The sequence below is a fragment of the Nonlabens sp. genome (assembly GCF_965660805.1).
Classification (GTDB): domain Bacteria; phylum Bacteroidota; class Bacteroidia; order Flavobacteriales; family Flavobacteriaceae; genus Nonlabens.
Genome location: NZ_CBFIBE010000010.1, coordinates 55,430 through 63,847, shown reverse-complemented (window position 1 = coordinate 63,847; position 8,418 = coordinate 55,430). Strand labels below are relative to the sequence as shown.

The following is an 8,418-nucleotide window of genomic DNA, read 5'->3' as shown; positions in this document are numbered from 1 at the left end:
CATAAATTCTTAAATACAGCAATTCAAAGCTATATTTGATAAACTTTTAATTTAAAATAATTATTATGAAAAAAATTACTTTATTTTTTGCTTTAGTGATATCATCGCTAGGGTTCTCTCAAACTTATGACCTGCTAGAGTCTTTTAACGGCACAGGATTAGAAGGCGTTTTTGGTGGTACGGCAGCAGTTTACGCTACTGATCCTACAGGTACTGATCAAGTAGTGGAAGTGACAAGTAGCTCTACTGGTCAGATTTGGCAAGGTGTTAACGTTACTTTGACTAAGAATTATCAATTAACCACGGCTACGCAGTTAACGATGCAACTAGACGTTTACTCTCTTACAGCAATAACTATAGCGCCAAAAGCTCAAGGCGGTATTGCAGGTGCTCCAAATGCTGTTACATCTGCTAATCACAACGGAACAGGATGGGAAACTTTAACATTTGAATTTAACGTAACTTTAGATGGTCAAGGTCCAGCAAATGGAGAATATAATGATTTTGCACTTCATATTAATTGGGATACTGCAGCCAACACTTTTGGTGCGCCTGATTCTAGAATGTTTTATATAAAAAACCTTAGAGGTCTTGAGGTGACTGCTACCCAGATTCCAACTCCAACAATGGCAGCGCCTATTCCATCAAACCCTGACAATACGGTGTATAGTATTTATAATGACACTAATAATTATACTAATGTTTTTCCTGTTCAGTATGACTTTGGTGTTAATAGTGGTATGCCAGATTTAGATCCAAGTGCGGCTGTTAATACTGCCTTACAAATGGATTTTGCTGTAGCTGGTTGGGGACAAGGAGAAGCACTTGAAAATGTAAGCTCTTATGGCTTTTTCTCTTTCAATTATTGGGCAAGCACGGGTACACCAGGATTTAATGTTGAGTTAATTGCAAATACTGCTGGTACTGTAAGTGGAACTATTTATGAGTATGGTGGAGCCAATGCAACAATTGTTGAAGAATCATGGCAAACGGTTAGTATTCCTTTGACTGAATTTACAACTTTAGGTTTTGATGCTGCTAACTTCTTTCAATGGAAAGTTGATCCTTACCAGCAGTCAGTAAATAATGGAGGTATTGTATATTTTGATAATATCATGTTTACGCAAACTCCTTTAAGTAATAATAATATTGAATCAAATGAATTCTCTGTTTACCCTAACCCAACTACTAATCGCTGGAATGTAAGTGCAGTAAACACTTCTATCGATAGTATTCAAGTATATGATATGACAGGTAAGCTAGTAGTTAGTAAAACTGTTGGTAATTCTGATGCAACTATTGATGCTTCTGCATTAACTAGTGGTTTATATGTTGCTAGAATCGTTTCAGGTGATGCTGTACAGACCGTGAAACTCGTTAAAAAATAGTAAAACTAATTTTTGATTAAGTTAAAAAGGCTCGCAATTGCGAGCCTTTTTTTATTATAAAACCTTCCCAGGATTAAGCAATCCTTTAGGATCCATGGCAGCTTTTAAGGACTTCATTAAGGCAATTTCTTCTGTGCTACGACACAATTCCAGATAATCTTTTTTATGAGTTCCTATACCATGCTCTGCACTTACAGAGCCGCCTATAGACTTTAAACCATTATAAATGCAATGGTCTATGGTTCTTTTAAGTTCTAGGGATAGGTTTGATTTTCCTATCATGAAATGAATATTCCCATCGGCTACGTGGCCAAAGGCGTACACTTGTTCTACTCCATCAATCTCCTTTAAACTTTTATATCGTTCTGCGATATAATCACCTATTAAAGGAATAGGAAGGCTGATGTCAAAATGCTGATCATGCTTCATAAAGTCCACCAGATTATTTACATCTTCTCTTATCCTAAAAAACCATTCCACATCACTGAGCGATTGTGCCATGACAGCATCTAGAATAAGCTCGTTTTCTAGAGCATGTTCTAATAAGTTTTGAAACTCTTCATGATCATTTTGAGTATGACTGCCCAGAGATTCTATAAGAACATAATAGTTGTAATCATAAGGTAATGGTGGTCGTACGGCATCGCTCGTACTGGTCATTTGCTCATAGCTATTGCGCCATATTAACTCAAAACCGCTCAGTTTTCCCGCAAGGTTACTATCCATAAATTTGAGAAAAGCAACGACTTTATCATAAGAGTTAAAACCTATATATGCCGCATTGCGACTTTTAGGAGCTTCTTCTAGTTTTAAAATAGCCCTAGTTATTATTCCCAGAGTACCTTCAGAGCCTATGAAAAGTTGTTTAAGGTCATAAGCACTATTATCCTTAATGATTTTTTTCATGGAAGATATAATAGTTCCATCAGCTAGTACGGCTTCTAGCCCTAGAATTAACTGTCTGGTCATTCCATATTTAAGAACACGTAAACCACCAGCGTTTGTAGAAATAACACCACCTATTTGAGCACTGCCTCGAGCTCCAAAATTGAGCGGAAACAACAAATCTTTTTCTCCAGCAGCGTTATGAATGGTTTCTAGAATCACTCCAGATTGTACGGTCATAGTACGGCTAGAGGTATCTATTTCTTCAATAAGGTTAAGTTTCTCAGTTGAGATCACCACTTCATGACCTGATGTTTCAGTACTTCCCACTAAATTAGTGAGTCCACCATGAACGACTACAGGTGAAAGTTGTTGATGGCATATCTTCATAATATCACTTACTTCTTGAGTAGAAGTAGGTAATAGTACACATATTGCTTTTAAAGGCTTATCTGTATGCCATATATGATGGTATCTATCGCGTAGATTTTCACCACTTAATATTTGTGACGGTTGTAAAATACTGTCAAAAAGAGAATGAGACATTAATCTAGAATAGATTTAATTATGTTGAATAGGTGCTTTTCCATGAGGCTGTAATCACCATCGATTTTAAACAGCTCTTTCACTTCTTTCATAGTAGATTGTATATCTTCACTAGAATAGTTGTATTCTTTAACATACTGCTCTATTCTGTTAAGGCTTTGGTTATCAGTGTCGTTATTAAAAACGTTGTGAATTGTTTTAAAGTCTGATTTTGCGATATGATCTTTTATGTAATGCAGCTCTTCGGCAGTTTGTGAAATGTCGGCACTGGCACAATAGAGGAGTAGGTAGGTCTGGAATTCATTTTTACTCCAGTTAAGATGATTCGTTTCCATAGCTTTTAATTGCCTTTAAAATTAAGCATAAATTTCACAATTTTAATCTGAAAAATCAGAGTTTCCTTCACCGCTTTTAAGAAATTAGTGTTCATGGTCTGCGGGAGATTATAGGTTTTACGCTTTCGCGAAAGCGTAAATAACCCCATTTATTCCACCCATAATTGACCTCTGTGTGGTTTTAAGGCATCTCTGACTGGTGGCATAGCAGCTTCTTCTATTCCCATAAAGGCGATATGATGATTTTGAGAGATTTGTTGCGTACCGGTGCCTAATGAAGGGATCTGGTCTCTTTCTATGAATTCATTAAGGTGAATAACATGGTGTTGTGAAGTGCGCTCTGCGTCTGGACCTTTAAAGTCCCATATCAATTTTAGTTTTCTGTCCATCTGTTTTACTTTGTAGCTGCAAAGGTCTTAAAATCTTCCATGTGCTGGTGCGTTTGTGCAGTAAAAAGTTGTGGTCTAGTTCTTGCGATAATGCGCATCATACCTGTAAATTTGAAGATAGCCGTACTATTCCATACGGTTACTCGGTAAGTGATGCCGTCTTTTTGCTCTTCTATTTCATGGAAACGGTTGCTCTGTTTGTTAACCACGCCAGGTGCTCGATATGTGGCTTCCCATAAATGAGGTAAATCTACAGCTGTGATTTCTTCTTTCATGGTAATGGTTGTGCCAGCGGTTCTTATCTTCATGGAGCGTGTGCTTCCTTTTTTTCCTATTTCTTTAGAAGTGTTTTTAAAGCTCACAAGACCTTTTTGCCATTCTTTAAAATAATCTTGGTTCTTAAAAAGTTCCATGACTTTATCTATGGGCTGTTTTATAGTAACGCTGTACTCACTTTTTATCATTATCTTAAGGTCGTTTTTTATGGTAATAACTAACTTATATTAATTTGTTTTTGAGATTTTTAAAGTTTATCACTTTAAGGCAATAGATAACCACGGTAACCGTTTTGCGTAGGGTTAAAATATGGTTATTTTTGCTAGTCTTGAAAAAGAAAAATATGAATTCTATGAAACGTTTTTTTACACTTCTATTGCTTATCTTAAGTTCAATGGCAGTCGCTCAAGAGCTTAATGATAAAACATTACTTACTATAGATGGTAAGGATTATGATGCGGGAACTTTTATGAGAGTTTACCTCAAGAATCTCGATATCGTCCAGGATGAATCTCAAAAAGATATAGACAGTTACTTAGAATTATATATAGATTACAGGTTGAAACTCATGCAGGCTTATGAGCTTGGTCTAGATAAAGGTGAGGCCTATAAAAAAGAGCTTAACAATTATAGAAAAAGTCTAGCTCAAGGATATTTAACAGACACTGAAGTGACAGACGCTCTGGTGAGAGAAGCTTATGATCGTAAAAATAAAGAGTTAAACGCAAGCCATATCCTCGTTAAAGTAGGTGCTGGAGCAAGTCCTCAAGATACATTAACGGCATGGAATAAAATTAAAGCGATAAAAGCAGACCTAGATAACGGTGCTGATTTTGCACAACTAGCTCGCACAAAAAGTGAAGGTCCTAGTGCTGTAAATGAAGGGAAACTGGGATGGTTTAGTGTTTTTAAAATGGTATATCCATTTGAAAACGCTGCTTTTAACACACCAGTAGGTAAGCATTCAGATGTTTTTAGAACTGATTTTGGCTATCACATCATTAAAGTTTATGAAGAAAGACCAGCTAGAGGAGAAGTTACGGTTGCGCATATCATGACCTTTGACGCAAGAGAAGCAAAAGAGAAAACAGCCGAAAAACGTATCAAGGAAGTGTACAAGCAATTACAGGAAACAGGAAAGTTTGAAGAGCTAGCACGAGAGTTTTCTGATGATATGAACTCAGCTTCTATAGGTGGTAAGTTAAATCGTTTTGGTACTGGTGGCTTAAATGCTCCAGCCTTTGAAGACGTTGCTTTTTCTCTTGAAGAAAAAGGGCAGTTTTCTGAACCTATTCAAACTAAATTCGGCTGGCATATCATTAAGCTGTTAGAAAAACATCCCATAGCAAGTTATGAAGAAACAGCACCATCGCTTAAAGAAAAGATTAGTAAATCGCCACGTGCTCGTAAAATTACAGACTCCTTTAATAAAGGGTTAAGAGATAAGTATGGTGTAACTGCCATTCCAGAGGTGCTGGAAACGCTACATAATGTTATTACGGACTCTATAATGTCTAATAAATGGGAATATGAAATAAATCACCCTACAGTTGATAAAGTCATGTTTACCATAAGCGATGAAGAATATACTTATGAAGATTTTTATAAGGCTGTGACACAACGCCAGAAAAAAGATTTTAATAACTACGCAAATAAAGAAGTGAAAATTAAAACCTTTTATAATGACTTTATAGATAGCTCTATTGCTGCTTATTATGATAAAAACCTAGAATTTGAAAATAAAGATTTTGCGTTTATCTATAATGAATATAAAGAAGGTTTGCTGCTTTTTGACCTATTAGAAACTAAAATATGGAATAAAGCTAAAGAAGACTCGTTAGGGCAGCAAGCATATTATAACGCACATAAGGAAAAATACCAGTGGAAACGCAGGCTCGACATCATCATGACTCAGAACACGACTGAAGAGGTAGCGCAACAGGTAAAGGAACTCTTAGAAAATGGTGTAGATAAAATTGAAATAAAAGAACAATTCAATAAAGATGGACGCACTAAAGTCATGATTTCAAATGGTGTCGTAGAAGAATCATATAATAGATTACCAGACAATTTTAATGTAGCACTAGGCGTTTCATCTATCTACCACGATAAAAAAACAGGTTTTTATAAAGTGATTGTGGTAAATGAAATATTAGAACCTACTCAAAAAACACTTGAAGACGCTCGCGGTGCCGTTATTAATGACTACCAGCAACAGTTAGAAAAAGACTGGATGGCTACTCTAAGAAAAGGCAGGAAAATTAAATTAAATAAAAAAGTGTTTAAAAAAGTAAAAAAAGCTATTGATAAAAATGCGTAAAACTTGCATCTACATAGCTTTTATAGCAGTTCTTGCCTCTTGCCAGTATTTCCAGAAGGAACAACCGCTAGATGCGGTAGCTGTAGTAGGTGATGCTTATCTATCCCAGGATGATATCGCAAACTTATTACCAGAAGATTATACTAAACAAGATTCTACACTCATCGTTTCTAGATACATAAACAACTGGGCTACGGAGCGTTTATTAATGCAAAATGCCCGCAAAAACATCCCTCTAGATAAACAAGATCAAATGGATGTGCTTATTGAGAAATATAAAGTAGAGCTGTATTCACAAGCCTATAAGCAAGAACTCACTAAACAAAATTTAGATACCTTAATTCCAGAGCAAAGTATTCTAACCTACTTTAAAGAACATAAAAAGGACTTTAAACTTAATGAAGATTTAGTGCAGTTCCGTTATATACAGCTGGATCCATCTTATACCAGTTTTGATGAAGTTAACAGTCTATTTAAGAAAGGTGACTCCATATCTTTGAGGCAACTCGATAGTCTTCACCTGGGTTTTAAAAACATGTTTCTTAATGATAACATTTGGGTAAAAAAGAAAACCGTATTTGATCGGGTGACTGCCATAACTCCTGGAAATGAAAACTGGTATATAAAAGATAAGAAATATTGGAAATTAGAAGATAGCGTTGGTGTATATTTGGTGCGATTCAATAATGTATTGCGTCGTGGTGATAACGCACCATTATCTTACATAAGGCCTACTATTAAACAAATATTGCTTAACAGGCGCAAGCTCAATTACATAAAGAAATTAGAAAAAGAATTATTAGATGATGCTATCAAGAGTAAAAAATTTCAAGTTAAATCATAAATACCTGTTGGTTATTTTGTGTTGCGCTTTCGCGAAAGCGTCTCTGGCACAAACAGATACACTTCAAGTAACAGATGAGCAAGTAAAAGAAGAGGTTTTGCTAGCCATGAAAAAACAAGACTCTGTAAAACCAGTGGTTCAGGTAAGAGAATTAATAGATGGAGTCTCAGGAGTTGTGGGAGATTATGTAATTCTTAATTCTGATATTAAGAAACAATTACTAGATATTCAAGGAGATCAAGATCTAGGTGAACTAACAGACTGTCAGTTAATAGAAAGTATTTTACGTGAGAAAATGTTTGCTCATCATGCTGTTCAAGACAGTATTACAGTTAGTGATCAAGAAGTATCTGGAGAGGCTGAACAGCGTCTGGCATATTTAAGAACCGGTTTTGAATCTGAAGAGGCATTACTTACAAAATATCAAAAAAGCAGCATAGCAGAATTACGCACAGCACTAGAAAGAATTACTAGAGATATAAAACTAGCGCAGCGCATGCAACAGCGCATTACAGAAGGTGTAGAGATCACACCAGAAGAAGTTCGTGCTTTTTTCTATGGTTTACCTGAAGAGGCAAGACCTCTTTTTAATACAGAAGTTGAAATAGCGCAAATAGTAGTGAAACCTAAGCCTAGTGAAGACGCAGTAGCTGAAGTAGTAAACAAGCTTAATGAGTATAGAACAGATGTGTTAGAAAACGGAGCAAGTTTTGCCGCAAAAGCAGCTCTTTTTTCTGAAGATATTGCCACTGAAAGACAAGGTGGAGTTATAAGCTTAAAAAGAGGAGACTCATTTGTAAAAGAGTTTAAAGAAGCAGCTTTTTCACTTACAGAAGGTGAAGTAAGTGAGCCTTTTGAAACCCTATTTGGATGGCATATCTTACAGGTAGATAAAATTAGAGGTCAGGTGAGAGATGTAAGACATATATTATTATATCCTTATATATCAGTTGCGCAAGTAAATAAAGCAAAAGCTGATCTCGATGAAATGAGAGATAAGATTATTATGGGAGAAATAACCTTTGATCAAGCAGCCAGAGAAATGAGTGATGAAGAAGAAACTGCAAAAAATGGTGGTAAACTCATTAACCCTAATACTGGTGAGGCACGACTAGATCTTACCAGACTATCAGAAGATTTAACAAGACAAATTGTGTTCCTAGAAAAAGGAGATGTGAGCGGTATTATAGATGAAAAGGATCAAGTAGGTCGTACCACTTTTAAAATCATTCATGTGATTAATAAAATTAAGGATCACAAAGCAGATTATGCACTCGATTTTCTTAAGATTAAGGACATCGCCTTAAAAGATAAACAAGTAAAAGCCATTAGAGAATGGCAAGCTGAAAAACTGAAAGATACCTATATAAAAATAGGACCTGAGTTTAAAGATTGCGATTTTGAGAATCAATGGAATAAATAATAAAACAACAAC

At 35.7% G+C, this 8,418-nt stretch carries 8 protein-coding genes; 4 read left to right on the top strand and 4 right to left on the bottom strand.

Annotated elements, in window-relative coordinates; genetic code table 11:
• The first annotated feature begins 65 nt into the window (after nucleotides 1-65).
• On the top strand, nucleotides 66-1,388 hold the full coding sequence (locus ACTF48_RS04445) for a T9SS type A sorting domain-containing protein (RefSeq protein ID WP_438961935.1): 1,323 nt from the start codon (nucleotides 66-68) through the stop codon (nucleotides 1,386-1,388).
• Nucleotides 1,389-1,442: 54 nt separating this feature from the next.
• Here the strand turns inward: ACTF48_RS04445 and ACTF48_RS04440 are convergent, their stop codons facing one another.
• The 4 genes from ACTF48_RS04440 to ACTF48_RS04425 all read right to left on the bottom strand — a co-directional run bounded on the left by ACTF48_RS04440 (nucleotide 1,443) and on the right by ACTF48_RS04425 (nucleotide 4,007).
• Nucleotides 1,443-2,819, bottom strand: a complete 1,377-nt coding sequence (locus tag ACTF48_RS04440; protein ID WP_438961934.1) for an FAD-binding oxidoreductase — start codon at nucleotides 2,817-2,819, stop codon at nucleotides 1,443-1,445.
• Entirely contained in the window at nucleotides 2,819-3,154 is a 336-nt protein-coding gene (locus ACTF48_RS04435; protein ID WP_438961933.1) for a hypothetical protein, read from the bottom strand. Before ACTF48_RS04435 ends, ACTF48_RS04440 begins: the two co-directional genes overlap by 1 nt.
• 149 nt (nucleotides 3,155-3,303) lie before the next feature.
• Nucleotides 3,304-3,543 (bottom strand): hypothetical protein, encoded by a 240-nt coding sequence (locus ACTF48_RS04430; RefSeq protein ID WP_438961932.1) that lies wholly within the window; start codon nucleotides 3,541-3,543, stop codon nucleotides 3,304-3,306.
• Nucleotides 3,544-3,548: 5 nt separating this feature from the next.
• Nucleotides 3,549-4,007: an SRPBCC family protein gene (locus ACTF48_RS04425; RefSeq protein ID WP_438961931.1), complete on the bottom strand. Its 459-nt coding sequence runs from the start codon at nucleotides 4,005-4,007 to the stop codon at nucleotides 3,549-3,551.
• A 164-nt stretch (nucleotides 4,008-4,171) separates the two neighbouring features.
• Between ACTF48_RS04425 and ACTF48_RS04420 the strand changes: the two genes are divergently transcribed.
• Genes ACTF48_RS04420 through ACTF48_RS04410 form a run of 3 tightly spaced genes read left to right on the top strand, consistent with a single transcriptional unit; the run spans nucleotide 4,172 to nucleotide 8,406 of the window.
• Entirely contained in the window at nucleotides 4,172-6,139 is a 1,968-nt protein-coding gene (locus ACTF48_RS04420) for a peptidylprolyl isomerase (protein WP_438961930.1), read from the top strand.
• Nucleotides 6,132-6,983, top strand: coding sequence for a hypothetical protein (locus tag ACTF48_RS04415; RefSeq protein WP_438961929.1), 852 nt, complete (start codon nucleotides 6,132-6,134; stop codon nucleotides 6,981-6,983). The genes ACTF48_RS04420 and ACTF48_RS04415 overlap by 8 nt, the downstream gene beginning before the upstream one ends.
• Nucleotides 6,943-8,406 (top strand): peptidylprolyl isomerase, encoded by a 1,464-nt coding sequence (locus tag ACTF48_RS04410; RefSeq protein ID WP_438961928.1) that lies wholly within the window; start codon nucleotides 6,943-6,945, stop codon nucleotides 8,404-8,406. Before ACTF48_RS04415 ends, ACTF48_RS04410 begins: the two co-directional genes overlap by 41 nt.
• Nucleotides 8,407-8,418 lie beyond the last annotated feature (12 nt).